Below are 26,051 nucleotides of genomic sequence, written 5' to 3'. Positions count from 1 at the left end.
TGCCCATAGTTCTCAAATCGTTAACGAAGGGAGCAAGTGTCCTCGTTACGTTGATTGGTTGTGTTGTGATCCTTGGTTGGCTCTTCAATATCCCAGGATTGAAGAGCATTCTGCCCATATGGGTGACGATGAAAGCTAACACTGCGATCGGCTTCATCCTCAGTGGTTGTGCCCTGCGGCAACTTTCTCAACCCACCCGACGTTCCACTCGTTATGCCAAAAGCTTAGCTGCGATTGTTGTCGGTCTTGGCTTACTGACTCTCATTCAATATGGCTTTGGGGTAAACCTGGGCATTGACCAGCTTTTGTTTAGGGAGTTAGCGACTGCTGTAGCGACCTCTACTCCTGGGCGGATGTCCGTTAACACAGCCCTGAACTTTTTGTTGTTGGGGTCTGCTTTGCTCTTATTAAGCAAACCTCGATCGTTTCAACCAGGCATTCAAGCATTCACAGTTGTTGCCTTTTTTATTGCCCTGCTGGGCTTGCTTGGCTACATCTACAACATTCAAGAGTTTTATGGTTTTGGTTCGTATACCAAAATGGCAGTCCACACTGCGATCGCGTTCATCATTCTCAGCACGGGCATCCTCTGTCTGCATCCAGACCAAGGAATCATGGGCATCATTACCAGTCAGAACGCGGGTGGTGTGATGGCAAGGCGACTGCTCCTGCCTGTGCTTGTCATCCCACCCATTTTGAGTGGGATGATTCTCGCTGGATATAGAACCAAACTCTATGGTGGTGAAGTTGGTTTAGCGCTCTCTGCCATCTTCAGCATCTTCGTGTTTGCTGTCGTCATTTGGCTCAATGCGAGAATCTTAGGCAAAATAGACATTCGCCGACAACGGGCGGAAGAACAGCGTCAGAGTGAAGCGCGCTTTCGCTCTTTGACCATTGCAACCTCTCAGATTGTTTGGACAACCAGTGCCGATGGACAGGTTTTAGAAGATTCTCCCAGTTGGAGAGCCTTTACGGGACAAACTTCTGAAGCGTACAAAGAATTTGGTTGGTTAGATGCGGTCCATCCGGATGACCGAGATCAGTCTGCTCAGAGATGGACACAAGCTGTTGCAACAAAAAGCCTGTACGAAACTGAATACCGCCTTCGATCAGCGGCAGGGGACTACCGCTACTTCTGGGTACGCGGAGTTCCCGTTCTAGCAAACGATGGCAGTATCCATGAATGGATCGGCACCTGCACCGATATTACGAATCGCAAAGATGCCGAACTCGCGCTACGTCAAAGTGAAGAGCGTCTACAAGCCATTCTCGATAATTCGCCTGCGGTCATCTATATGAAAGATACTGAGGGACGATTCTTGACCGTCAACCGACAATTTGAATCCCTGTTTCGCCTAAGTAAAACTGAGATTGTGGGTAAGCGGAATTGCGACTTGTTTGATCAAGAGCTAGCGGAAGCCTTTGATGCAAACGACCAGAAGGTGTTGGCAGCCGGAACGGCGATGCAATGGGAAGAACTAGCACCTCATGATGATGGGCTACATACCTATCTATCGCTGAAATTTCCCCTCTTGGATCTAGAGGGGATTCCCTATGCGACGTGTGGATTTTCCACTGATATTACCGATCGCAAACGCGCCGAAGTAGCTTTACAAGACCAAACTAACCTGCTGCAACTCATCCTTCATTCAATGAGCGACGGTATTGTGGTTGCCAATGAGCAAGGACAGTTTCTGATCTTCAACCCAGCCGCCGAGCAAATGTTTGGTGGCGGTGTAACAGACACTGAGGCGAATGAATGGTCGCAGCACTATGGCTTATTCCTGCCCGATCAAGTCACCCCCTTCCCAACGGATGAACTGCCTCTAGTACGGGCAATTCAAGGTGAGAGTACCAAAGATGGCGAACTCTTTGTTCGTCATGCTCAATCACCCGATGGGCGCTGGATACTAGCCGATGCTAAACCCTTAAGAGATGAATCCGGTCAATTAAAAGGAGCTGTTGTGGTTTGCCGCGATGTTACTGATCGCAGACAGGCAGAGAATGCTCTTAAGCAAAGTGAAGAACGATACCGTTCTCTAATCACCGCAACGTCCCAGATTGTCTGGAAGGCGAATCTAGAAGGAAGTATTGCATCTAATCCCGCTTGGAGAGCTTTTACTGGACAGACTGAAGCTGAGTTTGCTGATTTCGGCTGGTTAGATGCCCTTCATCCAGATGACCGTGAACAAACGATTCAGGTTTGGGCACAGGCTGTGCAGACGAAAAGTTTGTATGAAACCGAATATCGAATCCGGGCATCGAATGGAAACTACCGTTATTTTGTTGTTCGGGGCGTTCCAGTGCTTAATGAAGATGGCAGCATCCGAGAATGGGTGGGTACTTGCACCGATATTCACGATCGCAAACAAGCGGAGATGGCGCTTACTCAAGCTAAAGAAGCGGCAGAAGCGGCGAATCGAGCCAAGAGTGAATTTCTTGCCAACATGAGCCACGAGTTGCGAACTCCGCTCAACGGGGTGATTGGATATGCCCAAATTCTTCAGCGTGCCAACACCCTGAATGAAGAAGATCGATCGCGGATTGAAGTGATTCACCAGTGCGGATCGCATTTGCTGACCTTAATTAATGACATTCTGGATCTGTCAAAAATCGAAGCGCAGAAAGTGGCATTGATGCCCACTGATTTTCATCTGCCAGCCTTTCTGCAAGGCGTGGCTGAAATGTGCCGTATTCGCGCCGAACTCAAAGGGATTCAATTCCAATATCAGTCGGCTGCTGAACTGCCGATCGGCATTCGGGCGGATGAAAAACGCCTGCGACAAGTCTTGATTAACCTATTAAGCAACGCTATTAAGTTCACCGATGCAGGCAGTGTCACCTTCACCATCAGCTTTGCAGGTGAGGGAAAAATTCGCTTTGAAGTGCGCGATACGGGCATTGGCATTCGGCAAGACAAGCTCCAGGCGATCTTTCAGCCGTTTGAGCAGGTGAGTGATGCTCAACGTCAATCGGAGGGAACCGGTTTGGGACTAGCAATCAGCCAGGAGCTTGTGGAACTGATGGGCAGCACGATTCAGGTTCAAAGCGAGGTCGGGACTGGCAGTATTTTCTGGTTTGATGTCAACTTAATTGAGGCGGCAGAGTGGGTAAAAACTGCTCAAACCAGTGTGCATGGACAAATTATCGGCATTAAGGGCTGCCGACCTAAGATTTTAGTGGTCGATGACCGATGGGAAAATCGCTCTGTGGTCTCTAAGTTGCTCAGCCCGATCGGCTTTGATATTGTTGAAGCGGTCAGCGGGCAGGAGGGCTGGCACAAAGCGTTAGAGGTTCAGCCAGACCTGATGATTACAGACTTGGTAATGCCCGATGTGGATGGCTTTGAGCTGATCAGGCGTATGCGAGAGTCAGAAACTTTCAAAGACCTGATCATCGTTGTTTCGTCTGCCAGCGTGTTTGAGGCGGATCAGTACCGCAGCATTGAAGCAGGCGGCAATGATTTTCTGCCCAAACCTGTACTGGCAGGGGAGTTACTCCAGAAATTGCAAAAGCATCTGCACCTGGAATGGATCTACGAAGAGCAGCAGCTTGCGATCAATTCAGATGTAAACGATACGGAACTAATTGCCCCACCCCCAGCAGCATTAGAAATGCTGTATAAATTAGCGATGAAAGGCAACTTCAAGGGAATTATGAAACAGATCGCACTGCTTGAGCAGACAGATCAAAAATATAGTCCCTTTGCCAAAAAGCTGCATCAACTGGCAAAAGGATTTCAAGACGAAGAGATTCTCGCTTTCATTCGTTCCTATCAGTAAGTCCCGTTCACTAGACCTGCAAGTATAAAACTATGAATTTAACTATTAATCAAACTGCCGCTGCTTCTATTCAAGTAAAAACTATGAATCTAGCTAGTGATCACAATGCAATCGTTCTCATCGTTGATGATAACCCAGCAAACTTAGGTGTTCTGTCAGACACACTTGACCAAGTAGGATTAGAAGTCTGGGTGGCAAAATCAGGAAGAATTGCTCTGGAACGGGTCAAATATGCCCGACCCAATTTGATCCTGCTGGATGTGATGATGCCAGAAATTGATGGATTTGAAACCTGCCGCCAACTCAAGGCAAATCCAGAAACCAAAGATATTCCAGTTATCTTCATGACTGCGCTTTCAGACACCGCGAACAAAGTCAAAGGATTTCAACTTGGAGCCGTAGACTACATCACAAAACCATTTCAACAAGAGGAAGTATTAGCTCGCATCAAGCTGCATTTAAAAATTTCTGATCTAACTGAGAGCCTAGAACAGAAAAATGCTCTGCTAGAGCGGAAAGTTGCGGAAGTGGGTCAAGCCTACGCTGAATTGCAACAAATGCAAATTCAACTGATTCAGTGTGAAAAAATGTCTGGTCTAGGACAAATGGCGGCTGGGATTGCTCATGAAATCAACAACCCGGTGAATTTCATTTATGGCAACCTGACCCATGCCAAAGACTATATTGAGGACATTATGGGTCTTCTCAATTGCTATGAAGCTGAGTATCCCAATCCTACCCCTCGGATTCAAGCAGAACAGGACGCGATCGAGCTAGATTTCATCCGAGATGACCTACTAAAGCTTTTTAGTTCGATCACCCTTGGTGCCCAACGCATTCATGAAATTGTCAAGTCGATGCGCATCTTCTCTCGTGTGGATGAAAATGGTGCCAAAGCTGTGGATATCCACGAGGGCATTGATAGTACGCTGACGATTTTGCAGCATCGATTGAAGGCTAGACCGGAACACGCTGCGATCGAAATTATTAAAGAATACGGCCAACTTCCACCCATTGAATGTTACGCAGGACAACTCAATCAGGTGTTCATGAATATTCTGTCTAATGCCATTGATGCTTTGGAGGAATACAATCAGCAGCGATCGTTTGAAGATAGCGTCAAACAACCCAGCAGAATTCAAATAAGCACTGAGGTTGTCGGCGATCAATGGATTACTGTCCGCATTGCTGACAATGGACTGGGAATCAGTGAAAATGTGAAAAATAGGCTGTTTGATCCTTTTTTTACCACTAAACCTGTGGGTCAAGGAACTGGCTTGGGACTGTCGATTAGCTACGAGATTGTAGTAGAAAAGCATGGTGGAAAACTCCACTGCCACTCAGCACCGACACAGGGTACAGAATTTGTTATTGAAATTCCAATTCAACAACCGATGGATCTTGATCTTGCGGCTTAATTTATCTCAATTCCAATTACTCTAGGTTACTAAAAGTTAAGGACGTAGGTCTAATCAATAGACCTATTTTGAACATTGAGAATTGCGACATTTATAGGCGAATAGCAACGATTCGTGTAAGGAAGGGCCATACGCGCTGGAGAAGTATTAATACTTACCAAAATTGCTAATCGGTCAGGCAACTCATTAATTTTATAATAGGCTTGTAGAGCTTGAATAGTTGCGAAACGAGCAATGAGTCATCCACAGAATCAACATCGTAGGCGGGTCAACAGGTCAGGATTACGCTTGTAGCATGGGATTTTCTGTACTACTTGAGGCCAGTTGTAGTCCAATCAGGCTGTAGTGCACTGCTGAAGCCAATGAGTAGAACTTATAAAAACCGCCTGTTGCTCTATATCCCAATTGATCTGCTAGAAATTTGTGCAAATCTAAGCAAAGAAAGATCAATTTGCGCGTCTATTATTGCGATGTGGTGGGATTAACCTGCGATTGAATCGGGAAATAAATCGATGGGGTATTTGATTCACTATTCATTTCACAATGTTCGTATTCCTGCATCTCAAGTTACGGCAGCTCTAGCAGCAATTCATCATCTGTATCAACTTGAAATAGTTGAACGAATGGGTACAGCAATGAGCTACGACCACACAACTAAGACGATGAGAAAATGCTATCGAGGTGGTCATCTCCCGTCTACTGGGAGTTTTGCGACCCTAATGGATGCGTTGCAGGCGTGGTCTTTAGGGAGTGTACAGCAAGCAGACGGTAGTATTGAGATTGTGGAGTATCGGTGCGATAAAGCGGGAGATGAGAGCGTGTTATTTGATGCGATCGCCCCTTTTCTTGACTACAGTTGCAATCCCCGGATAGATGCCTTTCAGGATAACAATGAGCATTGGCGGCATGTCTTCATAGACGGACAACATCGGCAGGTGCTTGGCAAAGTCATTTTTGCTGACCAACATCCAGAGTTATTTGATTCCTTGGAGAACTGATACAGCAGCAGCATGAGATACTCTCTGGAGATACCATTACTCGCAACGTTCTGAACCATCACTTTAATTTCTGGGAATGCAACGATCGATTCAACTGCTAAGTGGAACAGGAGACATCGTAGCTGGACTACTCTGTAGCATGAGCGATCGCCACTTAGAGGATTTTGAGACAATTTGGAAAGGTGTTTTGAGGGCAACCGAGCAACCTGATAGCTATTGGAGTTGGGACTACAAGCTACGGCAAGGCAATCAGGAGTCCCGGTATGAAGCTTACGCAATTGAAGTGGACAGTCTGACTCAGGGACTGATGTTTCTTGAGACTCAGTGGCACCGATCTCAACTTCCCCAGCGTTACCCATTGGTTTATGTTGAAGCATTGGCTGTGGCTCCCTGGAACCGTCGGCGCTTGGAAGACCCACCATACTTACGGGGGGTAGGACGAACCCTATTGCTGTTTGCGCGGCAGCGCAGCCTGGAATTAGGATATAGCGGTCGAGTCGGGCTTCACGCTTTACCCGAGTCAGAAGAATTTTATCGTCGCAACCAAATGCCGGAGTATGACCCAGATCCAGACAAGGAGGGCTTGGTATACTTTGAATACGGTGTGCTCCGGCGCTAAGTTTGCCATAATTTCTAGGAAAGTTTTCGATGGATGATCCCACCCTCGCTGCCCAATATGCCCAAAGTGGAGACTTAATGGATTTGTGCAACAACGAGGCGTGGTTGCGCGAGTCTACTCAAGTTGAAGACGGGGTGCAGGTAGAAGCAGGACTGCCGATGAAAGGGTTTAGCCAAACTATCGCTGCACTCACGAGCGAACAAGACCAGCAGTTGCGGCAGCAGATGAAAGTCCAGGCAATTCTCTTTACAGCCTTACGACAGTGGATGGAATCCTGGGATTTGGGTGCGGGGTTTGACGACACCTATGCGATCGCTCGGCGGTTGATTCGTCATCATTTAACCAATCCAACTGAAACTCAACTGGCAAGGATTAATAGGATCCTGGCAGAAAGTGTTGATCCGGGAAATATGAACCCAGCGACCGGGAAGCAAGCAGTGTCACTTTTGACGGAAATTTTCACCCAGGAAGACTGGCAGGCAATGGCAGAAGCCGCATCGCACTCCATCTCATCACGGGTGTTGAGCGCAGGAAAAACGCAGCCTGTAACAACGGCGGTATGAGCTTTGAGGCATTGAAGATTCAATTTCTCAGTTCCAAGGGAAGATGACGTGCCGAGTGAGTGGTCACAAGCGGAAGTCGAGGCTGTTGTTTCAGATTACTTCGCCATGCTCTCCCTGGAATTACGACGGGAGCCTTACAACAAAGCGGCACATCGACGGAACCTTATCCAGCTTCTCAACGGGAGATCGGAAGGAGCCATTGAGCGAAAGCACCAAAATATCAGTGCCATCCTAATGGAGTTTGGCTATCCCTACATCTTTGGCTACAAGCCGTTGGGTAATTATCAATCCCTACTTTATGAGGTTGTCGCTGATCGCATCAGTTCTGATTCAAGCTTTAGCGCAATTGTGCAGCAGGCAGTGGAGGAACCTGCCAACATCCCGACCGTAGAGGATTTGCTATCTCGGCTTGATTCTCCTCCTGAACCATACACCCCTGCGCCAACCGCAGAGCGATCGGAACCGTTGCGTCGTGTCCGTCCTGCCATTAATTATCTGGAACGAGAAGCTCGTAATGCCTCCCTTGGCAGGGCTGGTGAAGAATTTGTGCTTAATTTTGAGCGAGCACGGCTCATCCGATTGGGGCAAGAAAGCCTTGCATACCGAGTAGAACACATTGCTGTGACTGAGGGAGATGGGGCTGGTTTTGATGTTCGATCGTTTGAAGCGGATGGGCGCGATCGCTTCATCGAAGTCAAGACAACTGCCTATGGTAAGCAAGTCCCCTTCTTCGTTTCTCAGAATGAGGTAATGGTTTCCCAGAATTACAGCGATCATTACCATCTATACCGTGTGTTTCGATTCCGGGATGATCCACGGCTGTTTACACTCACAGGCGCATTGGATCACATTTGCAACCTGAGTCCAGTACAGTTTATTGCTCGGATTGCGTAGGCGATCGTATTCCTGATTCCATCTGTTCAGTTGTTCATCATCTTAAGGGTGCTTAACGGGACTCGAACCCGCTAATAGCCAGCTTCACAGGCTGGTGTCTCGACCGCTTCGACTTTAAGCACCATTGGTGGATTCTGGTCGGAGTTGAACCGACATCTTTCTGCTTGCAAGGCAGACGCTTTCCCAGTTAAGCTACAGACCCATGTTTGGCAGGCGTGATAGGAGTCGAACCTATACGAGTCGGTTTAGAAGACCGATGCCCTTATCCCTTAGGCGACACGCCCATAATTGGTAGTCCTGGCAGGATTTGAACCCGCAACCCTGTTCTTGTAAGGAACCCGCTCCACCATTGAGCTACAGGACTATGAGAGCGATCGATGGGACTCGAACCCATACGCTGAGACTGGCAGACTCAGATGCTAGCCGTTACATCACGATCGCAGGCAGAACCATTATTGGTTCAGAGCGATCGACGAGACTCGAACTCGTGTCTTCTGGGTGGAAGCCAGAGGTGCTTGCCGCTGCACCACGATCGCATTCTGGGGCTGGTGACAGGAGTTGAACCTGCAACCCATCGCTTACAAGGCGATTGCTCTGCCAACTGAGCTACACCAGCACATTTGGAGCAGACGATGGGGGTTGAACCCATATCGGGAGCGTACCAAGCCCCTGTGTTGCCCGTTACACCACGTCTGCATTTGGAGCAGGTGACAGGAGTTGAACCTGCATGAAGGCTGTACGAGAGCCTCATGTTGCCCGTTACATCACACCTGCGTTTGTTAGACGCGGGGGTGAGAGTTGCACTCACCGATCGCAGCTTATGAGACTGCCGAGCCGCTCTTGCTCTATCCCCGCTATACCCCCGGCGAGAGTCGAACTCGCAACAATCCGGGTTTAAGCCGGACACGTCTGCCAATTGCGTCACAGGGGTATTTGGTGGGTTGTATAGGGTTTGAACCTATGCACTTCCGCTTAAGAGGCGGCTGCTCTACCAACTGAGCTAACAACCCGAAGCATTGGTGGGTCGCCAGAGATTTGAACTCTGATCTGTCTGCTTAAAAGGCAGCCACTCTAACCGTTGAGCTAACGACCCGAATGGTCTCAGTGGTAGGGATTGAACCTACGACCTCCGGTTCCCCGAACCGACGTGCTCCCACTGCACCACACTCAGATATTTGGTACACCGAGCAGGAGTCGAACCTGCTAATAACACGCTTATCGGGCGTGCGCGTCCACCACTTCCGCCTTCGGTGCTTGGTACTCCCGGTGGGAATCGAACCCACAAAACCTAGATCCTCGGTCTAGAGCGTCTTCCCTTCCGCCACAGGAGCATCAGTACCCTTGGTGGGAGTCGAACCCACAAAATCTGGTCTCTGAAGCCAGCACGTCTGGCAGTTCCGTCACAAGGGCAAATGGTCGGGATGGTAGGATTTGAACCCACGACTCCTTGGTCCCAAACCAAGGCTTCTGACCACTGAATTACATCCCGATGTTTGGTACTCCTGACAGGATTTGAACCTGCAACGCATCGCTTCTAAGGCGATAGCCTCTTCCAGTTGGGCTACAGGAGTGAGAGATGGGAGGAATACAGGGGAATGGCCCAGGCGACTGTTTACCTCCTAACTGCCCCGCCAGGGTTTGAACCTGGAATCTTCGCTTTCAAAGAGCGGGATGTTGCCAGTTACACCACAGGGCATTGAAATGGATGCAGGAGTTGGGGTTGAACCAACCTCTCTCTGATTCAGAGTCAGAGCGACTTGCCAATCGTCCATCCTGCAATAAATGGCTGCCCTAGCAGGACTTGAACCTGCAACCTCACGGTTAACAGCCGCTCGCTCTGCCATTGAGCTATAGGGCAACGAGTGGGAAGTGACGGGATTGAACCGCCTTCTCGCCGTCTTCAGCGGCACGTGAGCACCAGCTTCACCAACTTCCCACAAGCGGAGAGCAGAGGAATCGAACCCCTAGCCCAAGGACTACCCTGGTTTTCAAGACCAGTTGCCGACCATTCAGCGGTGCCCTCCATGATTGGCGAGAACGGAAGGAGTTGAACCTTCACTCTTCGGTTTCGTAGACCGATGTGTTTATCCAGTTACACCACGTTCTCAGAGCCGGAGAGCAGTGGAGTCGAACCACAATTGTTCATCCATCTGTTTAGCAAACAGCGCCGATCGCCTGATCGATTTACTCTCCATAGATTTGGTAGGTCGGGCAGGAGTCGCACCTGCAACGCAAGAAGCGGCTGTTTTACAGACAGTTGCCCACGCTGATAGGCGAGCCGACCCATGTTGAATTTGGCAGTGCCGACGAGTTGAACCCGCAAGCATCGACTTGAAAGATCGACGGCTTTACCAATTTGCCTACGGCACCAAACTTTGAGATTTCTACAACGTGCAAGTTTGAGAAGCTGTTTTTTCAGCCTCCAAGTTGGCGGAGGCTGTAGGAGTCGTAGCTTGCTTCCCGCAGGGTACCTACTTCGCTGTTTAGGCGAGTGACCAGTATGTAGGCTTCTCGGATGAGGGCACGCCGTAGAACGCACAGACGAGGATTTGAACCTCGAACAACGGTTTTGGAGACCGCGATGTTGCCGTTACACCATCTGTGCATTGGTTGCAGCGGCGGGAGTTGTAGCTTGCTTCCGCGAAGCGGTACCCGCGATGACCAAGTTATGAGCTTGGGGCTTTGCCATTAAGCTACGCTGCAATAATTTGGACTCCAGGGAGAGAATCGAACTCTCGCTAGTTGGTTTTGCAGACCAACGCCTTCCCACTTGGCGACCTGGAGATTTGGTGGAAACGTGGGGAATTGAACCCCAATCCTGCAACCGTCCGTTTGTTGATTTCGGAGCAAGTGATGCCAATCCGTTCCCACGAGCGAGGATGACAGGGTCGTAGCTTGCTTCCGCGAAGCGGTACCTGTGACCACTTGTCTCGGAAACAAGCACTCTGTCCATCTGAGCTACATCCTCATTGGGAGCATCGACGGGGGTTGCACCCGCTTCTCCATGCTTGAGAGGCACGGCGACTTCTCTATTCGTCCACGATGCTACAAGGCGGGGATGGCGGGATTTGAACCCGCGATCTTTCGCTCGACAGGCGACTGCTTTGAGCCAGACTAAGCTACACCCCCAAAGGTGGCGATTCAGTTGTCTAGGTTCAGAAGGGTGACTACAAAGCCTTTGTGAGAGGTTGTAGTGTTGATACTACAGTTATACTACAAACGCGCTGCAAGTTGTCAAGGGTGTACTACAACTTTTTTTCTAGGCAAGAGGGCGATCGGGAAAGAAATAGTCGTATCGCCCTTTCCTACTGGGTTTCCCCACTACGCTAGGGAGGAAATGCGGGCTTCACTCATCCGCCACAGTTTGTAAGTCAGGAATTCAGCGCGATCGCTCATTACCGCCAGGAACATTCCTTCGTGAGCGTCTTTGTCCTCGGCAATCCAGCTTCCGCTGATTCCAACTTCGACAAACTCCTCATCTACAGCAATGAGGGTGACTACTGAGCCATATTCCCGCTGTAGCGCCATCTCTAGCCCTTCCAGTTCGGGAATATCAACAGGCAGCAGAAAGGAGGCGCGACCGGATTCGATATGGAGCGATCGCCCTAACCGCATTGCCAGGAGGACTCGCTGGGCAATCAACAGTTCGGGGTTGGTCATGGTCCGCTCCATGTACAGCCCAACGTCGGTGTAATTCAGCTTCAACATTGGTCGTGCCTCCTTTCTAGGCTTGAGATCAGGGGTCAACAGGTTGCTGTTCTTTCCAGAACTGCTCGGCGAAGGCGATCGCAGGATGCATCGGTGCTTTGGGTTTGGTTTGGAGTACCATCCCGGTTTCATGCAGAAGGCGATCGCCTTTGCATGAATTGCACTTCTCGCAGGCGGTTACCACGTTGTCCCAGGTATGGGGGCCCCCTTTTGAGCGGGGAATAACGTGATCCAGCGTCAAATGCTTAGTGCTGCCACAGTACTGACAGGTGTGGTTGTCGCGGCGGAAGACTTCCCGACGATTCACAGGAGGTACTTTCCAATGCCGCTCTGGATTGCCACTGGTCAACCGGATGTGGTCTGGGATTTGTAGTACGACACTGGGAGAGCGTACTTCCCATTGCTGGGTGCTGCTGAACTCCAGGGTCTCTGCCTGTCCGGTAACCAGTAGAACGATCGCCCGTTTAATGTTGATCTGTGCCAGGGGCAGGTAGTTCTTAGAAAACACTACGACCTGGTTCTGAAGTATTGGAATTTTTTGTCGCTGCTCAGTCTGCATGAGTTTTCTCCTCAAAAAATAAACCCCGCCTCTGATGACCAGGAGCGGGGGTTGGGGAAGTGGATATGGCTTTCCCTATGTCGGTGTCAGGATTGCCCTGCACCTCCCGCTGCTAGTGAGTTGATCCGGATTGAGTCGTCCGGCGATTTTGATATCAATGCCTTCGCTGACGGATTTACCGCCGCTAAACCAATACGTCCCCTCAAACGCAAACAGCACCGCTGCTCTGCCTAGACCGTGTTGAGGTCGGCAGAGCATGGCGCTGGCTAAGGTGGCGTGAAGGATGCGTATCATGGAAGGCTGTAATATTTGTATGACAATTCTGGATGTCTACATACTACACTTGTAGTATCGGATTGTCCACCCTTGATTGAAATTTAGGATGTTCGGTTATGGATACACGCAAGCGGGGCAGCACTTCGGAAATGCAGGTCACGAGTATTCGATTGGAACCCGAACTGAAGGAGCGATTGCGGGAGATTTCTGGAGAACAGGGCTATCAAACCCTGATTCGGGAAGTCCTTTGGCAGTTTGTGGATCAGCAGATGGTGTCGGATGAGGTGCGTTGGCGTAGCCTCTCCAAAGGAGAATCGTACTCGGTTGAAGATAGGCGATCGCCCTTTCATCCCCCACTGTTATCCATGTCGGATATTCGGGCGACGTTTAGGGCAGTCTCTCAACAAGAAGAGCAATGTGCCATTACAGGGCAGCATATTCAACCACAGCAAGAGATGCTGTTAGGGTTAACAACAAACGGGGAGATTATTGCTCTCAGTATGGCGATCGCTTAATAGTGCTTCCAGTAATAGGCATCGATCCGACGATACGTGTAAAAATTTATCATATAGGCATCAAAGCTTTGCTGGATAGGGTTTGCGGCGACCGAAATGAAAGCATTGACTGTTTGCTGGGCAGGCAGCTATTCGGTTATTTGTAGCGCTGAAGCTCAGATGAGCAGATTCCTCCGGTGGTACCCAAGGAATTCAAGGTGGTCTGCTTCAATCACCCCCACTAATAAGTCGGTTAGTCTGGAAAGCTTCACATTTAATATGCTAGCCTCTGCAAAGTCCTCAATTAAACATGAATCCTTCCCAACAATATCGGCGCTAGCAACAATGCCATATCCATCTAAACCCTCTGCTGAGCCTTGTGTAACAACCTTCGATGAGTTTGTACAATTGGCAGATTATTCTCTGATGGATACCTTAAATGCCGATCCTGATGCCACGGTCGATGGTGATGATCACCGGGCCCGCCAGGTTTTTTCTGGTCATTTCGTACCTGTGTCACCCACGCCGCTTGCAGACCCAGAATATGTAGCTCATAGCCGCACTTTTTTTAAGGAACTTGGGTTGAGCGATGGGCTGGCGCTTAATGAAAAATTTCGCCGTGTATTTTCTGGTGATCTCTCTGCTGCCCATGAGCCGATGCGTCAGGTGGGCTGGGCGACGGGTTATGCCCTGTCGATTTATGGCACCGAATATACCCAACAATGTCCATTTGGTACGGGTAATGGTTATGGCGATGGTCGGGCGATATCTGTATTTGAAGGAATCATCAATGGACAGCGCTGGGAAATGCAATTGAAAGGGGGTGGCCCAACGCCTTATTGCCGGGGTGCCGACGGGCGCGCTGTCCTCCGGTCAAGTGTGCGTGAGTTTCTAGCGCAAGACTATATGCAGGCGTTAGGTGTGCCAACATCGCGCTCTTTGACACTGTATGTTTCTAAATCTGAGACCGTTACCCGGCCTTGGTATTCTCAAGACTCCTACTCTATTGACCCTGATGTTTTGGTGGACAATCCTGTGGCCATTTCAACTCGCGTTGCACCCTCCTTTTTGCGCGTTGGTCAGCTAGAGTTATTTGCCCGCCGCACTCGCAGCAATGCTCATCCAAAAGCATTAGAAGAGTTGAGCATGATAGTGTCGCACTTAATTGAGCGAGAGTACAAAAGCGACATTAATCAAAGCCTTGGTTTTGCCGGTCAATTAGTTGAATTGGCTAAGCTATTTCGCCAGCGTCTCACTTCACTGGTGGCTAATTGGCTACGTGTTGGTTATTGCCAGGGTAATTTTAACAGTGACAACTGCGCTGCTGGAGGCTTTACCCTAGACTATGGACCCTTTGGATTTTGTGAAAAATTTGACCCTTGGTTTCAACCTTGGACTGGTGGCGGCGAGCACTTTTCATTCTTCAATCAGCCCATTGCAGCAGAAGCAAATTATTACATGTTTTGGAAAGCAGTGAGACTGCTACTTACAGAAGATGCTGAAGCGTTAGAACAGTTCGACCAAGTAGGCCGCGGCTTTTCAGAAGCCATGCAAAAACAAATCCAAAAAATGTGGGCGGACAAACTTGGCTTGACTGAATATCACCCAAAGCTATTTGAAAAATTAATGCAGTTAATGACTGACTCAGAGGTAGATTACACCATTTTCTTCCGCGAGTTATCCCATATACCAGATGATATCTCAGCATTGAAAAAAAGCTTCTACGTTAAAACTTCACCACAACTCGATGAACAATGGCAATCTTGGCTAAAAAGCTGGCGCGACCTCGTCATTAACGACGGCAATTTGGCTGAGATATCAACAAAGATGAAACAGACGAACCCAAAATACACATGGCGAGAGTGGTTGATTGCCCCTGCCTACCAACAAGCCATGCAGGGTGACTATACTTTAGTTAAAGAGTTGCAAGAAGTCCTTAGCTATCCATATGATGAGCAATCACAAGACGTAGAAGATAAATACTATCGTCTAAGACCTAAGGCGTTTTTTAACACGGGTGGCGTGTCGCACTATAGCTGTTCATCTTGAATAGCTGCGTGACAAGCAACTATTCAAGATGAACAGCTTTGTTCTTGAGCAACTGCTGAAAGCCAGGTTTGCAATGAGTTTGAGTCCGATATGATAAAAAATTTCACGTATCGCGGCTCAACCCCTAATAGCAATGCATAATTTGAATTAGAAGTCGAAGCCGTCTATTGCTATTCCACTGGGTTATAGCCTGGCTTTTTGTAGAGCTTCTCTGGGTTGTTCAAGATTTCTGGTTTATAGACTGTCTCTACCCAATCCTCTGGGTTGATTTCTTCGATCGCGACCGAAATCGAGTCTTCGCTGCTTTCGAGAATTGACATAGCATCTTTCACAATTTGCTCGACAAACCGAACCTTCTGCTGTTCCGACCTGCCGGGATAAAGCTTGATGCTGATATGAGGCATTGTTTTTCTCCTTCAGTGCTTTGCTGAACAAAGTTTAAAGCCATTGGGCGCGGAGGTCATTCTCATGACCAGGGACGAGCCGACAATTACTGGGTAAGAATTCGATCCACTGCCTGGATTTAGTTAACGTTTATTGGTAGGTATCGTTTCAGCGATTAATATGTTGCATGAAGGATAGCAGGTGATTTGCAACGACTTGGGGTTGATCGAAGTGGGGCACATGTCCCGCTGCCTCAATCCAAATGAGTTGACTGCCTGAGATCGCTCGCTGCCACCGAGTCGCATCAGCGGTTCCTAACACATCATCCGCTTTGCCCCACAGAATCAGCGTGGGATGGGTGACTTGAGCAATTCGATCGCTTAAATCCGAATACCCGCCACTTCTGGTAAAAGAGGCGATCGCCTCCTTCCACCCAGGCATCTCCTGATGGAGGAATGAGCAACGCAAAGCATCAATCAGCATCGGATTGACCATCGGTAAAACTGAAGCCGCCGCCAGGGCAGCCCGCTTACGGAAATAGAGCCAGTCCGCACCCAGGTCAATGAGTCCCTGTGGCAGAAATTGTCCGATTGGAAAGCTGCCAGAAAAGCCAACGCTATCAATCAAAGCAAGGGATCGCACCCAGTTAGGATGGTGCAAAGCGAAATCGATCGCCACTGCCCCTCCTAAAGAAGCACCCACAAGAATAATCGGTTCACCAATCCAAGTTTCTACAATGCTCAGAAGATGTTGCCGGATTGACCCTGGATTAACTGAGATCGAGGTAGGGTGCTCGGTGAACCCTGACCCGAAGAGGTCGATCGCCCACACGTCTCCGCTCCCTGCCAACAACGGGAGCAACCGCCGAAATTCTAACAGGGAACTGTCGAACCCATGCAACAGCAGAATTGGAGGAGTATCCGGGAAACAAGAAGATGACTGGGGAGCGAAATGAACATAAGCCGTCGAGAGCGCCGTTAGCCCCTGCTGAAATGGCACCTCGACGATACGACGCTGAATGGTTTGCAGAAGGGTAATCGCCCCTGTATCTTGAATCTCGGCAACAGAGGATGGCAGAAAATGGGCAAACATTAGTCTCAACTAGATTGAGTAAGTTGGTATGCCAAGTTCCAATTTGGAACCGGACGGGATTGTAAATTAGATTGTGTCAAAGGTCAGAAGTTGAGATCTAATGAACTACTGAACTTGAGACAAAATCATGATGACCTTTCAACCCGAACTACTTGACCAACTGCTTCAAGGCTATGAAAAACCAGAAGATTTACTGGGGGATGGTGGCATCCTCAAACAATTGACTCAAGCCTTAGTGGAACGCTGCCTGGAGGCAGAAATGCAAACCCACATCGAAGCACATCGGACTCAGCCTGAAGCTTTAAAGCCAAACAATCGTCGCAATGGGCATAGCAAGAAGACGATTAAAGGTGAGTTTGGCGAAGCCGAGATTGCGATTCCACGTGACCGAGCAGGGGAGTTCGAACCCATCATCGTCCAGAAAAGGCAGACTCGCTTTGACGGGTTTGATGACAAGATTCTGTCGCTGTATGCGCGGGGGATGAGTACTCGTGACATTACAGCTCAACTGCAAGACCTGTATGGGGTAGAAGTATCGGCTGGTTTGATTTCCAACGTGACTGAAGCCGTGGAAGAGGAGCGCAAAGTCTGGCAGAATCGTGGGCTGGAGCGGGTTTACCCAATTGTCTACTTTGATGCCATTGTGGTCAAAGTCAGGCAGGATGGACGGGTGATCAACAAAGCGGTTCATTTAGCTCTGGCAGTGAATCTGTCAGGCACAAAGGAACTGCTGGGCATGTGGATGACCCAAAACGAGTCATCTAAGTTCTGGCTCCAGGTGCTGACGGAATTACAGAATCGAGGACTCAAGGATATTTTCGTTGCTTGCTGTGATGGACTCACTGGCTTTCCAGATGCCATTGAAGCGGTATTTCCCAGAACAACGGTGCAGTTGTGCATCGTCCATATGGTGCGTAATTCCTTGAGCTATGTGTCCTACAAAGACCGTAAAGCTGTAGCAGCCGATTTGCGTCTGGTTTATACGGCCAGCACCGAAGCTTTGGCGGAGCAATACTTGGTGGAGTTGGCTGAGCAATGGGACAAGCAGTATCCCACTATCAGTAAGTCCTGGATGAACCACTGGCAAAGGATTACTCCCTTCTTTGCCTTCCCGAATGAAATTCGGAAAGCCATCTACACGACCAATGCCATTGAGTCGGTCAATATGACCCTGCGAAAGGTGTTGAAGAATCACAGAGCGTTTCCGACCGATGAGTCTGCACTTAAAGTGGTTTACTTAGCAATTCAGAACATCTCCAAAAAATGGACGATGCCGATTAAAGATTGGAAGCCTGCCTTAAATCGGTTTGCCATCGCCTACGACGATCGCTTTCCACTGTGACCTTCTATCCTTGACACAATCTATTTGACATACCCAACCGGACTGCTATCTTATGCAATCTACAAGTTTTCATCCTCCCCGATTGCCTTCAAGTACGCCTCGGCTGCTGCTTGCTTGAAGACACCCTTGGTGTACCGCTGAAACACTCGATCTCTCTTGATCCCCATCAATTCCTTACCAAACAAGGGATCAACGCCTCGTCGGATCACTTCCGTTCCAAAGGTATGCCGGAACCGATGCGGGTTGAGATCTTCCACTCCAGCGATCGCCCCCAATTTCTTCACCATCCGGTGCAACCCTTTGTACCCTAACCTCTGTCCTGCACTCTTTGGGTCCTGCGCCAAAAACATCGGACTCTCTGGCAACGGTTCAAACATTCCACCCTGCTGCCGCCGCCACTCCAGGTAAGTCTCCAGATGAGATCGTGCCTCTCGACTCAGCGGCACCTCCGACACATTCTGCCCCTTCGAGCGATGCACCTTCAAAATCTTGCCGTTCCAATGCTCCACATTCAGAGCAGACGCTTCCGAAGCCCGCAGCCCATGACTGATCACTGCGGTTATCGGAAAGATGTGGGTGTATCTCTCTTAACCTGGTCTGAGGCTCTGGCTCGTGATGCTCAAACCTGGACAAACCATCTGGCAGCAATGGGTGGCAACACACTAATGCATGATGAAGGCGAGAATCTCTGGCTGGGCACCGCTGGAGCTTTCAGCAGCAATGACATGGTGAACTCTTGGGGAGCGGAGAAAAAGCAGTTTCGTCAGGGTATTTTTCCGAACGTCAGCAAAACTGGCGATTGGAATGATGTTGGACACTACACTCAGATGATTTGGGGTGCGACGACTCAAGTCGGTTGTGCTAAAACCACCACAGGCGGCAATGACATTTTGGTTTGCCGCTACAGTCCTCCCGGTAATTTTGAGGGACAGCCTGTTTTTTAAAACTGCCACATGGCTCATCTGCCCCTTGATTTAGACTGCAACGTGCCGCAATGGCAATGTTCCGCACCGCTGGACGCAGACATTGCGGCTCACATTCGCCGCGCCATGATGTTGCAGGGCTTCAAATGGGATACGCAAGTGGGCGATGTCAACACCCTGGCTCCTTTTGCCCTGATCTTGCCAGCTCAGACTTGGCGACAACTTGCTCAATTGGCGGAGTGTCTGACCCAGGAAACACTTCAGGCGGAGGCTGAACTGCAAGAGCGTCCTGATCTGTGGCAAGAATTGGGACTGCCGCGATCACTCCGACAAGCCATGTCCCAACACACACCCTGAACACCTGCCGCTGACCGAAATCAATTTGGCTATGCCAAGTGTCCACGTAACGGGGTTTTTCGTTCCACTGCATCTCAGACCCCACCGACAAACTGAAGCCGGAAAAAGCTGGCACACGTTGGAGGTGTCTCAATCGACGGTGCAGCAGTGGGAGAATGGCAAAAATGTCTCCAGTTTGGAGAATCTGGAGAAGATTGCTCGAATTAGGGGATGGTGGTGGAGGATTTTGTTGCTTACCTGTATGGGTGCACAGGTGGGTTGACGAGTAAGGACATTCTTGATCGGGTAGAAGTAATGCCATCGCGGGATTTTGCCCAGATGTTGCGAGTGATGGCGGATCGGATGGCTACGGCAAAGGATGCGCCGCCGATAGTGGAGCGTAAGGGGAAGGCTTCGACTAACGCTCAGCCCAAGGGGAAGGGCGAGGGGGAAGGCTTAGCTCAAGGTGATCGGGTGCCGCTGGAGTTGCTGGAGCAAGTTGAAATGGATGAGGTAACGGAGGGTACGGATGAAGAGATGAAGGGTGAAGTCTGAAGAATGAGGCTGAAGGAAACTGGAGCTTGCAGGGTTGAGATAGGGAACTCTTAACTCAATCAATAGGTTCAAGTATGAGATACCAATCCAGGCAAAGAAGGTCTTCGACATCGTTTGCAGTCAGAGCAAAACAAGTTCTCTTGCCTGGATTGTTGATTGCTGGAGTTAGCCTGCTTTCTGCGAAAGATGCTTTTTACTTTGATAACGGGTCGGGTGGGGCGGGTTGGAAGATTGGTAAACCAAAAGTATCGCTGCTCAACGCTCACGGCGGTCGATCGCTCCCAGAAGTTCGGCAGTTGGCGTTGGCGCTGGTGAACCGAGATCGTCAACTCAATGGCTTGTTGCCGCTAGTGGAAGATCCGCTGCTCTCTCAATCGTCTCAGCAGCACAGCCAAGATATGATGAGCCGCAATTATTACGCTCATGTCACTCCAGAGGGGAGAACCCCAACGGATCGCTTCACCCAAGTAGGCGGACGCGGTGGGGTGGGAGAAAACATCATGCAGCAGACAGGCGGAACAGGAATTAGCTGAGCTATGGGCTGATTGAAGCATTTCAGAAAAGCTGGATGTATAGCACAGGACATCGCCAAAACTTGTTAAAGCCGGACTACAAACGTTTTGGTTATGGGATTGTGGTTGACCCGATGAGGGGACGAGCTTATGCGGTGCAAAACTTTGCTGGAGCAGAACAGTAATAACACTTGCGTCAGGGACTAGCGATTCTCGGTGTCGATCCACCAGCGTTGAAGTTTAGGCTTTTGACCGGGTTGATTATTGACGGTGACAACTGCTAGCTTTTGCCCGTTGGCGTTGGTGAAGCTGAAGCGACAAAAGCCCATACCTGTACCAGAGCAGGTTTCGACTTCGTTGTAGCCAAGTTTGTCGATGAGGTAGTTCATTGCGCCGAAGCGATCTCGATTGGGGGAATGTACTACACTTGCCATCCGCTGTTGAGCAAGGTCTTTCGTGCCTGAGCGTAGGGCATACCTTGTTTAAGGGTTTTGGGGAGGGTCTGAGCTATGGCGATCGTGGGCACAAGGAGTGTTGCGATCGTGGTTGCAGTGATTGTGGCAAGCAGTTTGTTCATAAGCACAACTTTATTTCTCCATGCAGTTCGCTAGATTTTTAGATTTACTGGATTTGTACGGAGCCAAATTAGATGACATCAAGACAAATTCGTGTCGCTGCAAACTCCCGCTATTGTAGGTTTGCAGATGATCGGTTGCTGAACAATCAATCATCTGGTCATCAGGCTTACCAAGTTGGCTCCAGACGGAAGGTTCATCAGGTCTAGCTTTACTGCTTCAACGACACTAATGCGTCTCTACGACAAATTAAAAAGTCACTGTACACCTTAAAAGCATGGCAGCGAAGCGATTAGAACGAGTTCGTTGGCTGCACAAAGCGAGCGTTAGCGCGAACCAAGCAGTTATCGGCGGTGCGCAGCCAGGGAGCACCGTTAGAGGTGGTCATGGCCAGCCCGGAGCGATCACGAAATGCAGTGATCGGATCGCCCGCGTTGTAGGTGCGGCGAATGGACCCATTGGGTGTGGCGCGACAGTTGAGAAAGCCATCAGCCGACACGACTCTCCACCCGCGCCAAGTGCTAGATTGAGTGCCACCATTCCACTGATCGACGCTTACAGGTGTAAAGTCTCCACGCCCATCGGGACGGGGCAAGGCAGCCACTAAATTGAGCGTGACAGTCTGACCGATGACAGGACAAGCCTTGCCGCCTGTAACGTTCCAAGTGACTGAGAATCTTTGCCCAGGGCGATTGTCAGTCATGTCGATCGTGCCTGTACAAACCTGTTCAGCTCCGGGACCCGTACGAGAATCTCGAAACGTGCCTCGATAGCGTGAGACACCACTCTCAGGCACCGGAACACCAGACCACATTCGCTGAGCCAATCCAATCTTTGCCTTGAATGCGGCTCACGTATTCCACGCTCGGTTTCGAGCGACTTGAATCAAGCACGAAGCGAGTTTGTCCAGTTGTCGTAGTGTAAACAGCAGCTGAGGCGGCAGCCGGAAAGGCAAATGATAGTGCGCTGAGCGCCAGAAGATAACGGTATTGCATGGTTCAGTCCTGTAGCTTTGTCTTTTCAAAGTTCATTACTTCTAGAAAGACTACGCTTGTGTTGCGTGTTGCTACGGAAACAGTCGATAACTTTCTTCGCTGCTCGACCGAAGGGGGCACCTCAGAATTCGGAAAAATTTGTCCACTTAGGCGTTTCTGTAGCTTTGAGACCCAGTGTTACCGCGTGCGACCTTCCGGTTTACGCACATCCACGGCATTCGGTGGCAGGATGTTGCAGATCAACCCGCCTTCGGTGACCTGTGGATTTTTATCCAGCCCTTCATGCAGGATGCTGCTTTTCTAGCCGCCCATAACGCCTCTTTTGACCGGGGCGTGCTCTATGCGTGCTGTGACCTTTACGGCATTGCTCGACCGCCACAGCCTTTTTTGTGTACGGTGCAACTGGCTTGCAAAACCTGGAATTTACGTCCGACCAAACTGCCCAATGTTTGTGAATACCTGGGCATCGAGCTAGAGCACCATCAAGCGTTGTCTGATGCAGAAGCCTGTGCTCGCGTTGCTCTGGCAGCTCACCAGTCCCAAGCAGCTTGCCAGAATCGGTGTTGAACCAATCAAACGTCAGCGCCTACATGGGCTTAGAGATCGCCCCCCTGATGCCAGTGGAACCTGACCCTTGTCACCGTAACAGGGATTGCTTGCCTGATCTCAAGACCAGCCCGTAGGGTGAGAATAGTCCTGTTTGCCTGCCATTCATAATGCCCATTGAGGTCACCCTGGAGCGACGGCAACTGCAATTGACCTGTATCGAGGGGGCACTGGCGAAAGGTGCCACCAGCCGACACGCTTTACGCCGACAGTTTGAAAGCGCGATCGCTGCATTGCCTTTAATTGCAATCAAGCCCCCCCCCTCTCCCTCATCCTCACATTGAGATAATTTGATTAATTGGATTGTTGTGCCTGACGTTGTGACGTTGCCCCAGCCCATGCCTTTGATGATGGCTTTCAATTTCTGGTCTACGGTTGGCTAGAGCTTGTTGTACGCGACCTTGAGAAGCGGAATAGTCATTGCCTCTAAGGAGGGCCAAAAGCGCTGGAACCCCAATAAACCACTTGTCGTTAAACGCTCTAACTGGATCATCATTCCAGGCAATAATCAGAGAAATCGCCTCATCAATCTTTTCCAAAGCCGACGCCTGATCGCGAATTCTTCTTTGCGGCGTATGACCTGCAATAGTTGGTTGAACTCGTGATGGCACTGGCACCACAGGTGTAGGTATCGGAGTAACCGGAGCCGAACCCGTAAACAGTTGTTTTAACTGCTGAAACTGAATCAACTCCGCCTGCAGCCGTTCATTTTCAGTTTTCAACGCCTCCAACTCTTCCAACTCCTCCAACGGTCGAATCGCCACCGATGCCATACTTTGAAGTTGCCCCTGGGCCTGGTCAAGTTTTGCCAAGAGCGCCTGATTTTCAGCCCTCAACCGTTCTACTTCAGCTGTAAACCATTGAAAGGTGCTGCCAAAGGATTCAACCGAAGTTGCTATCGTCGGAGTCGAATCGTCTCGCAGAAACCTAACAACCGCCTCCATTACATCCGCATTAGAGCCTTGAGCATTGAGTTTAATTGCCGCTAATTCTTTGAGTTGATGCATTAAATCAGTAGGCACACTCGCGCGAGGTTTACGGGGATGGATTTCAGCATCCGGAAGAGCGATCGCCATTGTTTCATTCTCCATTACTTCAACTGGCTCAATATCTGCCAGTTCAACGGGTTCAAGCTCCAATTCGACCGTAGTCGGTAACGCTCCAACGCGTTCTAATAGAATCCCCTTTTCACCGAGTGGCTGCTGCTGGGCCCCGATCAAGAAATAATGAAAGTAGTGTTCCGTAGCCCCCGCATTCTTCCTTTTTGCTAATTCAGACTCACCAATCACATGCCCTAGATGCTGTTGCAGGAACCGGTGAGTGCCTTGATTAGGAGGACAGAAGAAATGCGTGGCAATTTCAGCATACGCCCCCCTAAGATTGTGAGCCGTCACCGCCTTTTCGCCAGGTAGCACCGGCAGTACCTCTGAGTCCTCGAAGCTGCTCTTGATATAATGCCTGACACTGGTATTGAGCCTGGAGTTAATGTCATCAGGAGACAACTCCGCCAACTCCTGAATTCTAGGATGGGCTCTAAACTTATAGATCGCCTTTAGAACCTTATCTGCATCAATCAAAGTAGCGATCAGGAAGGTTTGAGCCTTTTCAATGTCTTGAATTCCTTTTTTCAGTTGCCCACGAAACGAGATCGCGTAAGGATGATGGGTCGGTTTAAATTCGCCTTTAGCCACAATCTCACTGAATCGTCTCCCCGTCACCGCCAAAAGCCCTACTGCCCATTCATAGGGAGTTTCCCTTGTCAACAAATCCTTCGCCTTATTCAAGAACCTGTCTGCGCGAATCGGCTGTAAATCGTCCTGCTTTAGATTGTTCTTAATCGTCGTTTTTTGCTTAATTGCCTGCTGTACCTCATTTGGATAAGTCAGGTGATAAAGCCCCCAGTGAGGGTAAACCTTGCCATACAGACTAGGTGGCAACTCCAGCCTAGGCAATCGACCCTCATCTATAGCCCGAGCGATTGCCTTGCGATAGTCTGGTAAATATTGATTCGCGATCGAGGCAACCGGGTAGCCTTCTTCGAGGAGGGCAATTTCAGCGGCACAGAGAGCTTTCGCTGCGTTTTCAGTCTTACAGTTGCCCAACCTATCGATAAAGTGGAGGATCAATTCTCCACGTTCGTCTTTGGAGAGTTTAGTGCGATCGTTTGTAGCGATGCGATCGCGGAATCGAGCGATTAATTGTTCGCGGGTGGTGTCATGGGTATAGGCAGTAGGGATAAAACTCATCGTTTCACGTCCATGTTCATTAAATCCCTATCTATATCAGATATTCATACTATATCATTATCCTTATCGCTGTTGCAATCGGTGTGAGGAGGGGGAGCAAGAACTAGTTCTTGCAATAAATTTATGGAACGAATTGGGCATTTTAAGGGGGTAGTTTTTTGCATCTACTATGAAAGGCGTTTTGCATAGAATCCAAGCAAGGCTTGCTTCGCTGCTTTCCAAAAGCGAACTGAAGCAACCCACAATTAGCAGTTATGGGCAAGCTGAGAGTGGTGTTGCTTTAGACGATATTCAACCGGTAATGGAATGGTTATTCCTTAGCCTTCTCAATGCAGGCTATCAAGGGCAATCTCACTTGTTCTGGTTGTCTCCTAGAGATGCTGTTGACTTGCATCAACATCTACGACAGTTACACCAGAAAGATGAGCCTATTTTTGGCTATCGCTGTGGAGATCGCGTTTCAACACCCCCGGAAGGCTTTTATTGGAGAATAATGGCAGAGCATCCCTCTTTGAAAATTTACCAGTTAGAAGTACAGCAAAATGGCTAAAAATGATTTTGTATCTACAATCGGGGTTGACTATACTACCCTTCTTGACCTGCTTCAAGCAGAAAACATGGATGAAGTTACAAAGAGGCAGGAAATAAAGAGCAACACTGGAACCTTTATTCCTAGTCAATTCAAGAGGTGAAACGGAGCTTTTACAGGTATTAAGCGATGAGTAAGCAAAGCCCATTTCACAAGTTACCCGAATGCGATCGCTGTTTTCACAATACCCATAACCCTCATCTTTTCTGTGCCGTTCATCCCTATGGAGTGCAAGAAAGTAGTGAACAGTGTGTAGATTTTGAACTAGATCCGAACTTATTAAATGGGGAATGGTGGGAGCCAGAAGAAGCCAGTTTTTATGGGAATGAGCTTGTCATTTCACCGGCGCAACGATGGAACCGAGCGCAAAAGCTAGAACTGTTGCTGTGGCATCCGCTTTTTACAGGTCTGTGCCCTGAGTGTCGCTATCCATTTCCTCCCGATTCAGCGCGTGTTCATTGGGATTGCCCTTCGTGTGAATGGAAAGACGACAGTGTGTAGATTGCACTTCAGACAATTTTGTTTGGGTCTAACTT

General features: G+C 49.4%; 30 protein-coding genes and 33 tRNA genes. 19 read left to right on the top strand and 44 right to left on the bottom strand.

Annotation, left to right across the window (positions count from 1 at the left end):
• Positions 1 to 128 precede the first annotated feature (128 nt).
• The 6 genes from JOY44_RS25005 to JOY44_RS24980 all read left to right on the top strand — a co-directional run bounded on the left by JOY44_RS25005 (position 129) and on the right by JOY44_RS24980 (position 8,274).
• Positions 129 to 3,782 carry a PAS domain S-box protein gene (locus JOY44_RS25005; RefSeq protein WP_171576286.1) on the top strand — a complete coding sequence of 1,218 codons (3,654 nt, stop codon included), beginning with the start codon at positions 129 to 131 and terminating at the stop codon, positions 3,780 to 3,782.
• A gap of 83 nt (positions 3,783 to 3,865) precedes the next feature.
• The gene (locus JOY44_RS25000) at positions 3,866 to 5,200 is read left to right on the top strand and encodes a sensor histidine kinase (RefSeq protein ID WP_171576587.1); all 1,335 of its coding nucleotides are present in this window, start codon (positions 3,866 to 3,868) and stop codon (positions 5,198 to 5,200) included.
• A gap of 512 nt (positions 5,201 to 5,712) precedes the next feature.
• Positions 5,713 to 6,198: a hypothetical protein gene (locus JOY44_RS24995; protein ID WP_171576285.1), complete on the top strand. Its 486-nt coding sequence runs from the start codon at positions 5,713 to 5,715 to the stop codon at positions 6,196 to 6,198.
• A 76-nt stretch (positions 6,199 to 6,274) separates the two neighbouring features.
• Positions 6,275 to 6,817 carry a GNAT family N-acetyltransferase gene (locus JOY44_RS24990; protein WP_242541864.1) on the top strand — a complete coding sequence of 181 codons (543 nt, stop codon included), beginning with the start codon at positions 6,275 to 6,277 and terminating at the stop codon, positions 6,815 to 6,817.
• 29 nt (positions 6,818 to 6,846) lie between these two features.
• Positions 6,847 to 7,380, top strand: coding sequence for a hypothetical protein (locus JOY44_RS24985; protein WP_171576284.1), 534 nt, complete (start codon positions 6,847 to 6,849; stop codon positions 7,378 to 7,380).
• Positions 7,381 to 7,428: 48 nt separating this feature from the next.
• A complete protein-coding gene (locus JOY44_RS24980; protein ID WP_171576283.1) occupies positions 7,429 to 8,274 on the top strand; it encodes a DUF3883 domain-containing protein in 846 nt (281 codons plus the stop codon).
• 46 nt (positions 8,275 to 8,320) lie between these two features.
• On the opposite strand, the gene JOY44_RS24975 is transcribed toward JOY44_RS24980, so the two are convergent.
• The 36 genes from JOY44_RS24975 to JOY44_RS24800 form a co-directional block, all read right to left on the bottom strand.
• A tRNA-His gene (locus tag JOY44_RS24975) sits at positions 8,321 to 8,397 on the bottom strand.
• Between the two features lie 2 nt (positions 8,398 to 8,399).
• Positions 8,400 to 8,476 (bottom strand) — tRNA-Ala (locus JOY44_RS24970).
• 5 nt (positions 8,477 to 8,481) lie between these two features.
• A tRNA-Arg gene (locus JOY44_RS24965) sits at positions 8,482 to 8,558 on the bottom strand.
• 5 nt (positions 8,559 to 8,563) lie between these two features.
• Positions 8,564 to 8,638 (bottom strand) — tRNA-Val (locus tag JOY44_RS24960).
• A 5-nt stretch (positions 8,639 to 8,643) separates the two neighbouring features.
• Positions 8,644 to 8,715 (bottom strand) — tRNA-Gly (locus JOY44_RS24955).
• 23 nt (positions 8,716 to 8,738) lie between these two features.
• Positions 8,739 to 8,810 (bottom strand) — tRNA-Gly (locus JOY44_RS24950).
• Between the two features lie 4 nt (positions 8,811 to 8,814).
• Positions 8,815 to 8,890: transfer RNA gene (locus JOY44_RS24945), tRNA-Thr, on the bottom strand.
• A 5-nt stretch (positions 8,891 to 8,895) separates the two neighbouring features.
• Positions 8,896 to 8,970 (bottom strand) — tRNA-Thr (locus JOY44_RS24940).
• Positions 8,971 to 8,973: 3 nt separating this feature from the next.
• Positions 8,974 to 9,048, bottom strand: a tRNA-Thr gene (locus tag JOY44_RS24935).
• Between the two features lie 10 nt (positions 9,049 to 9,058).
• Positions 9,059 to 9,129 (bottom strand) — tRNA-Met (locus tag JOY44_RS24930).
• A 2-nt stretch (positions 9,130 to 9,131) separates the two neighbouring features.
• Positions 9,132 to 9,205 (bottom strand) — tRNA-Leu (locus JOY44_RS24925).
• Positions 9,206 to 9,208: 3 nt separating this feature from the next.
• Positions 9,209 to 9,284 (bottom strand) — tRNA-Lys (locus tag JOY44_RS24920).
• 7 nt (positions 9,285 to 9,291) lie between these two features.
• Positions 9,292 to 9,367: transfer RNA gene (locus tag JOY44_RS24915), tRNA-Lys, on the bottom strand.
• Positions 9,368 to 9,370: 3 nt separating this feature from the next.
• Positions 9,371 to 9,445: transfer RNA gene (locus JOY44_RS24910), tRNA-Pro, on the bottom strand.
• Positions 9,446 to 9,450: 5 nt separating this feature from the next.
• Positions 9,451 to 9,528, bottom strand: a tRNA-Ile gene (locus JOY44_RS24905).
• Position 9,529: 1 nt separating this feature from the next.
• Positions 9,530 to 9,605: transfer RNA gene (locus tag JOY44_RS24900), tRNA-Leu, on the bottom strand.
• A gap of 5 nt (positions 9,606 to 9,610) precedes the next feature.
• A tRNA-Leu gene (locus JOY44_RS24895) sits at positions 9,611 to 9,684 on the bottom strand.
• A gap of 3 nt (positions 9,685 to 9,687) precedes the next feature.
• Positions 9,688 to 9,763, bottom strand: a tRNA-Pro gene (locus JOY44_RS24890).
• 5 nt (positions 9,764 to 9,768) lie between these two features.
• Positions 9,769 to 9,845, bottom strand: a tRNA-Leu gene (locus tag JOY44_RS24885).
• A gap of 52 nt (positions 9,846 to 9,897) precedes the next feature.
• Positions 9,898 to 9,970, bottom strand: a tRNA-Gln gene (locus tag JOY44_RS24880).
• A gap of 6 nt (positions 9,971 to 9,976) precedes the next feature.
• Positions 9,977 to 10,052 (bottom strand) — tRNA-Gln (locus JOY44_RS24875).
• Between the two features lie 5 nt (positions 10,053 to 10,057).
• A tRNA-Asn gene (locus JOY44_RS24870) sits at positions 10,058 to 10,132 on the bottom strand.
• A 5-nt stretch (positions 10,133 to 10,137) separates the two neighbouring features.
• Positions 10,138 to 10,210: transfer RNA gene (locus tag JOY44_RS24865), tRNA-Phe, on the bottom strand.
• 5 nt (positions 10,211 to 10,215) lie between these two features.
• Positions 10,216 to 10,298 (bottom strand) — tRNA-OTHER (locus JOY44_RS24860).
• A 5-nt stretch (positions 10,299 to 10,303) separates the two neighbouring features.
• Positions 10,304 to 10,381, bottom strand: a tRNA-Arg gene (locus JOY44_RS24855).
• 93 nt (positions 10,382 to 10,474) lie between these two features.
• Positions 10,475 to 10,559, bottom strand: a tRNA-Tyr gene (locus JOY44_RS24850).
• A 10-nt stretch (positions 10,560 to 10,569) separates the two neighbouring features.
• Positions 10,570 to 10,644: transfer RNA gene (locus JOY44_RS24845), tRNA-Glu, on the bottom strand.
• Positions 10,645 to 10,808: 164 nt separating this feature from the next.
• Positions 10,809 to 10,879, bottom strand: a tRNA-Trp gene (locus JOY44_RS24840).
• Between the two features lie 2 nt (positions 10,880 to 10,881).
• Positions 10,882 to 10,977: transfer RNA gene (locus JOY44_RS24835), tRNA-Ile, on the bottom strand.
• A 6-nt stretch (positions 10,978 to 10,983) separates the two neighbouring features.
• Positions 10,984 to 11,058 (bottom strand) — tRNA-Cys (locus JOY44_RS24830).
• A 90-nt stretch (positions 11,059 to 11,148) separates the two neighbouring features.
• Positions 11,149 to 11,242, bottom strand: a tRNA-Arg gene (locus tag JOY44_RS24825).
• Positions 11,243 to 11,244: 2 nt separating this feature from the next.
• Positions 11,245 to 11,321: transfer RNA gene (locus JOY44_RS24820), tRNA-Glu, on the bottom strand.
• Between the two features lie 6 nt (positions 11,322 to 11,327).
• Positions 11,328 to 11,403, bottom strand: a tRNA-Asp gene (locus JOY44_RS24815).
• A 192-nt stretch (positions 11,404 to 11,595) separates the two neighbouring features.
• The gene (locus JOY44_RS24810) at positions 11,596 to 11,982 is read right to left on the bottom strand and encodes an alr0857 family protein (RefSeq protein WP_171576282.1); all 387 of its coding nucleotides are present in this window, start codon (positions 11,980 to 11,982) and stop codon (positions 11,596 to 11,598) included.
• A 28-nt stretch (positions 11,983 to 12,010) separates the two neighbouring features.
• Positions 12,011 to 12,541 carry an HNH endonuclease gene (locus JOY44_RS24805; RefSeq protein WP_171576281.1) on the bottom strand — a complete coding sequence of 177 codons (531 nt, stop codon included), beginning with the start codon at positions 12,539 to 12,541 and terminating at the stop codon, positions 12,011 to 12,013.
• A 75-nt stretch (positions 12,542 to 12,616) separates the two neighbouring features.
• Positions 12,617 to 12,835, bottom strand: a complete 219-nt coding sequence (locus JOY44_RS24800; RefSeq protein WP_171576280.1) for a hypothetical protein — start codon at positions 12,833 to 12,835, stop codon at positions 12,617 to 12,619.
• A gap of 98 nt (positions 12,836 to 12,933) precedes the next feature.
• Between JOY44_RS24800 and JOY44_RS24795 the strand changes: the two genes are divergently transcribed.
• Complete coding sequence (locus tag JOY44_RS24795) at positions 12,934 to 13,332, top strand: hypothetical protein (RefSeq protein WP_171576279.1); 399 nt, start codon at positions 12,934 to 12,936, stop codon at positions 13,330 to 13,332.
• 324 nt (positions 13,333 to 13,656) lie between these two features.
• Complete coding sequence (locus tag JOY44_RS24790) at positions 13,657 to 15,360, top strand: protein adenylyltransferase SelO (protein ID WP_171576585.1); 1,704 nt, start codon at positions 13,657 to 13,659, stop codon at positions 15,358 to 15,360.
• A gap of 170 nt (positions 15,361 to 15,530) precedes the next feature.
• Here the strand turns inward: JOY44_RS24790 and JOY44_RS24785 are convergent, their stop codons facing one another.
• Positions 15,531 to 15,764, bottom strand: coding sequence for a tautomerase family protein (locus JOY44_RS24785; RefSeq protein ID WP_171576278.1), 234 nt, complete (start codon positions 15,762 to 15,764; stop codon positions 15,531 to 15,533).
• 148 nt (positions 15,765 to 15,912) lie between these two features.
• Entirely contained in the window at positions 15,913 to 16,836 is a 924-nt protein-coding gene (locus JOY44_RS24780) for an alpha/beta fold hydrolase (RefSeq protein WP_171576277.1), read from the bottom strand.
• A 130-nt stretch (positions 16,837 to 16,966) separates the two neighbouring features.
• Here JOY44_RS24780 and JOY44_RS24775 point away from each other — a divergent pair, with 130 nt between their 5' ends.
• Entirely contained in the window at positions 16,967 to 18,178 is a 1,212-nt protein-coding gene (locus JOY44_RS24775; protein WP_415881137.1) for an IS256 family transposase, read from the top strand.
• A gap of 59 nt (positions 18,179 to 18,237) precedes the next feature.
• Here the strand turns inward: JOY44_RS24775 and JOY44_RS24770 are convergent, their stop codons facing one another.
• On the bottom strand, positions 18,238 to 18,732 hold the full coding sequence (locus JOY44_RS24770) for a tyrosine-type recombinase/integrase (RefSeq protein WP_242541857.1): 495 nt from the start codon (positions 18,730 to 18,732) through the stop codon (positions 18,238 to 18,240).
• Here JOY44_RS24770 and JOY44_RS24765 point away from each other — a divergent pair.
• The 6 genes from JOY44_RS24765 (at position 18,721) to JOY44_RS32515 (ending at position 20,689) form a co-directional block, all read left to right on the top strand.
• Complete coding sequence (locus JOY44_RS24765) at positions 18,721 to 19,122, top strand: CAP domain-containing protein (protein WP_171576275.1); 402 nt, start codon at positions 18,721 to 18,723, stop codon at positions 19,120 to 19,122. The two genes, JOY44_RS24770 and JOY44_RS24765, sit on opposite strands and share 12 nt — an antisense overlap.
• 9 nt (positions 19,123 to 19,131) lie before the next feature.
• The gene (locus JOY44_RS24760; protein ID WP_171576274.1) at positions 19,132 to 19,458 is read left to right on the top strand and encodes a hypothetical protein; all 327 of its coding nucleotides are present in this window, start codon (positions 19,132 to 19,134) and stop codon (positions 19,456 to 19,458) included.
• 31 nt (positions 19,459 to 19,489) lie between these two features.
• Positions 19,490 to 19,720 (top strand): helix-turn-helix transcriptional regulator, encoded by a 231-nt coding sequence (locus JOY44_RS24755; RefSeq protein ID WP_171576273.1) that lies wholly within the window; start codon positions 19,490 to 19,492, stop codon positions 19,718 to 19,720.
• Complete coding sequence (locus JOY44_RS24750) at positions 19,675 to 19,992, top strand: hypothetical protein (RefSeq protein WP_203032172.1); 318 nt, start codon at positions 19,675 to 19,677, stop codon at positions 19,990 to 19,992. The genes JOY44_RS24755 and JOY44_RS24750 overlap by 46 nt, the downstream gene beginning before the upstream one ends.
• 140 nt (positions 19,993 to 20,132) lie before the next feature.
• Positions 20,133 to 20,525, top strand: coding sequence for a CAP domain-containing protein (locus tag JOY44_RS32520; protein ID WP_281063340.1), 393 nt, complete (start codon positions 20,133 to 20,135; stop codon positions 20,523 to 20,525).
• Between the two features lie 35 nt (positions 20,526 to 20,560).
• Positions 20,561 to 20,689 (top strand): CAP domain-containing protein, encoded by a 129-nt coding sequence (locus JOY44_RS32515; RefSeq protein WP_281063339.1) that lies wholly within the window; start codon positions 20,561 to 20,563, stop codon positions 20,687 to 20,689.
• An 18-nt stretch (positions 20,690 to 20,707) separates the two neighbouring features.
• On the opposite strand, the gene JOY44_RS24740 is transcribed toward JOY44_RS32515, so the two are convergent.
• From JOY44_RS24740 to JOY44_RS24725, 4 genes are all read right to left on the bottom strand, one after another.
• Complete coding sequence (locus JOY44_RS24740; protein WP_171576271.1) at positions 20,708 to 20,938, bottom strand: hypothetical protein; 231 nt, start codon at positions 20,936 to 20,938, stop codon at positions 20,708 to 20,710.
• Positions 20,926 to 21,081: a hypothetical protein gene (locus JOY44_RS24735; protein ID WP_171576270.1), complete on the bottom strand. Its 156-nt coding sequence runs from the start codon at positions 21,079 to 21,081 to the stop codon at positions 20,926 to 20,928. The genes JOY44_RS24740 and JOY44_RS24735 overlap by 13 nt, the downstream gene beginning before the upstream one ends.
• Positions 21,082 to 21,371: 290 nt before the next feature.
• Positions 21,372 to 21,905 carry a hypothetical protein gene (locus JOY44_RS24730; protein ID WP_171576269.1) on the bottom strand — a complete coding sequence of 178 codons (534 nt, stop codon included), beginning with the start codon at positions 21,903 to 21,905 and terminating at the stop codon, positions 21,372 to 21,374.
• Positions 21,868 to 22,074, bottom strand: a complete 207-nt coding sequence (locus JOY44_RS24725; protein ID WP_171576268.1) for a hypothetical protein — start codon at positions 22,072 to 22,074, stop codon at positions 21,868 to 21,870. Before JOY44_RS24725 ends, JOY44_RS24730 begins: the two co-directional genes overlap by 38 nt.
• 174 nt (positions 22,075 to 22,248) lie before the next feature.
• Between JOY44_RS24725 and JOY44_RS24720 the strand changes: the two genes are divergently transcribed.
• Together JOY44_RS24720 and JOY44_RS24715 are read left to right on the top strand one after the other, a co-directional pair.
• Positions 22,249 to 22,641 (top strand): exonuclease domain-containing protein, encoded by a 393-nt coding sequence (locus tag JOY44_RS24720; protein WP_171576267.1) that lies wholly within the window; start codon positions 22,249 to 22,251, stop codon positions 22,639 to 22,641.
• A gap of 149 nt (positions 22,642 to 22,790) precedes the next feature.
• Positions 22,791 to 22,964, top strand: coding sequence for a hypothetical protein (locus JOY44_RS24715; protein WP_171576266.1), 174 nt, complete (start codon positions 22,791 to 22,793; stop codon positions 22,962 to 22,964).
• Here the strand turns inward: JOY44_RS24715 and JOY44_RS24710 are convergent.
• Positions 22,956 to 24,926, bottom strand: a complete 1,971-nt coding sequence (locus JOY44_RS24710) for a protelomerase family protein (RefSeq protein ID WP_171576265.1) — start codon at positions 24,924 to 24,926, stop codon at positions 22,956 to 22,958. The two genes, JOY44_RS24715 and JOY44_RS24710, sit on opposite strands and share 9 nt — an antisense overlap.
• A 181-nt stretch (positions 24,927 to 25,107) precedes the next feature.
• Here JOY44_RS24710 and JOY44_RS24705 point away from each other — a divergent pair, with 181 nt between their 5' ends.
• On the top strand, positions 25,108 to 25,476 hold the full coding sequence (locus tag JOY44_RS24705; protein ID WP_242541862.1) for a hypothetical protein: 369 nt from the start codon (positions 25,108 to 25,110) through the stop codon (positions 25,474 to 25,476).
• A 168-nt stretch (positions 25,477 to 25,644) separates the two neighbouring features.
• Complete coding sequence (locus JOY44_RS24700; RefSeq protein WP_171576253.1) at positions 25,645 to 26,016, top strand: hypothetical protein; 372 nt, start codon at positions 25,645 to 25,647, stop codon at positions 26,014 to 26,016.
• The last annotated feature ends 35 nt before the right edge of the window (positions 26,017 to 26,051 follow it).

The organism is Leptolyngbya sp. Cla-17 (genome assembly GCF_016807185.1).
Taxonomy (GTDB): Bacteria; Cyanobacteriota; Cyanobacteriia; order Leptolyngbyales; family Leptolyngbyaceae; genus ULC077BIN1.
The sequence above is the reverse complement of the archived record's forward strand: the minus strand, read 5'-3'. Positions and strand labels throughout refer to the sequence as shown.